The sequence below is a fragment of the Actinocorallia lasiicapitis genome, assembly GCF_054778695.1.
The window spans coordinates 1-1,648 of sequence record NZ_BAAGZI010000676.1 but is presented as its reverse complement, the minus strand read 5'-3'; the positions used below and the strand labels follow the sequence as shown (position 1 = coordinate 1,648).

Below are 1,648 nucleotides of genomic sequence, written 5' to 3'. Positions count from 1 at the left end.
ACGGCCCGCCGGTCGGCGGTGCGCACCCCGGCCGCCAGGACGGTCATGCGCGGATCCGGGGGTCGAGCCAGGCGGCCAGCAGATCAGCCAGGAGCGCGGTGAGGGGCACCACGAGCGCCGCCAGGGCCAGGCACGCGGCCACCGGATGCGGATCGGCGGCCCGCAGCGAGTCGATCAGATACTCGCCCATCCCGTGCCAGCCGTAGATCTTCTCCAGGAACGCCGCGCCCAGCAGCAGAAACCCGAGGTTGTAGGCGAAATAAGCCGAAGTCGGGACGAGCGCCGGCGGCAGCGCGTGCCGCAGCAGCGCCCGTCCCCTGGTCAGCCCGCGCGCCCTGGCGGCGAGGACGGGACCGGAGTCCAGGACGTCGCGGAGCAGGGCCCGCTGGTAGCGGCTGTACAGGGCGATCTGGACGAGCGCGATGGTCAGGGTGGGCAGCAGCAGATGGACGAGCCCGCCCGCCAGCCCTTCGCCCGGCCCCGCCCAGGGCAGGCCGCCGAGCCGCCGCGCCGCCATCTGCAGCAGGACGGCCAGCACGAACACCGGTGTCGCGAGCAGTGGCAGCGAGCAGGCCGTCAGCGCCCGGTCCGCCCACGGATACAGCACCGCGACGGCCGCGAGCAGCACCCCGGCGACCGCCCCCAGGACCGTCCCGGCCAGCAGCATCCGCACGCTGACCAGCACCCTGGGCAGCAGCTCCGCCCGGACGCTCGTCCCCTCGACCGTCCGGCCGAGATCCCCCCTGACCAGCCCGGACGCCCAGCCGCCGTACCGGACGAGCAGCGGGGTCCTGTCGTTGAGGTTCAACGCGCTCAGCTGGGCTTCGACGACGGCGGGCGGCGGTGCGGGGCTGCGTCCCTCGAAGTGCGAACGGGCGTCGAGGCCGGTGGCGGCGAGCAGATAGCCGAGGCTGGCGGTGAGGACGGCGAGCAGCACCGCGCCGAGGCACCGTCGCACCATCACCGCTCCCGTGAGATCTACAGAGAGCAACTGAAGTATCACGGAAAGGCAGGCTTGTTCGCCCCATCCCCGGGAACGGGCATGAAGAAGGGCCGATGGTCGTCCCCCGCCAAGAGTGTGACCATCGGCCCTCGGTGCCGCGCGGTTCCCGGGGCTCCCGACCCGGTCTGCGCGTACCCCCTACGAAGAAGAAGGTACGTGTCCCAAGATCCCGCTGCTAAGGGACAGCGGTCCCGACGTCACCGGGCGAAGGCGGTGGCGTGAGCCTTGCCGAGGAGCTCTTCGAGTTCGTCCAGCTCGGCGGGGGTGAGCGCGGCGAACGCGGGCGCGATCAGCTCGTCGGTACGCGCCTCGGCGGCCGTCCAGCGGTCCTGGAGCTCAGGCGTGATCTCCTCGAACGGCTCCCGCCAACCGAACACCCGGGCCTGGTCAGGGCCGGCGGCGAGCGGCGAGCCGCTGATCAGGACGGCCTGGAGCGGGCCGACCCCGGCGGCCTTGGTGGCCAGGAAGTGCAGGCCGCCGCGGAGCTCCCGCAGCACGTGGGTGAGCTGGAGCACCCGGCCGTGCCCGTCGTCGGGCAGCGGGACGGCCCGCCAGCCGGCGAACAGCGGCGCCCCGCCGACCTCGGCGGCGTCGACCACGGCCTTCAGCAGTTCGGCGAGCCGGCTCCATGTGATAGCCCACTGC

Annotated in this window: 2 protein-coding genes; both read right to left on the bottom strand. The window is 73.2% G+C overall.

What is annotated here, in order from left to right; genetic code table 11:
* Positions 1-43: 43 nt before the first annotated feature.
* Complete coding sequence (locus tag ACYVE7_RS33650; protein WP_460370568.1) at positions 44-961, bottom strand: ABC transporter permease; 918 nt, start codon at positions 959-961, stop codon at positions 44-46.
* A gap of 239 nt (positions 962-1,200) precedes the next feature.
* The coding region (locus ACYVE7_RS33645) for a helix-turn-helix domain-containing protein (RefSeq protein ID WP_460370566.1) at positions 1,201-1,648 on the bottom strand (448 nt) is incomplete at its 5' end.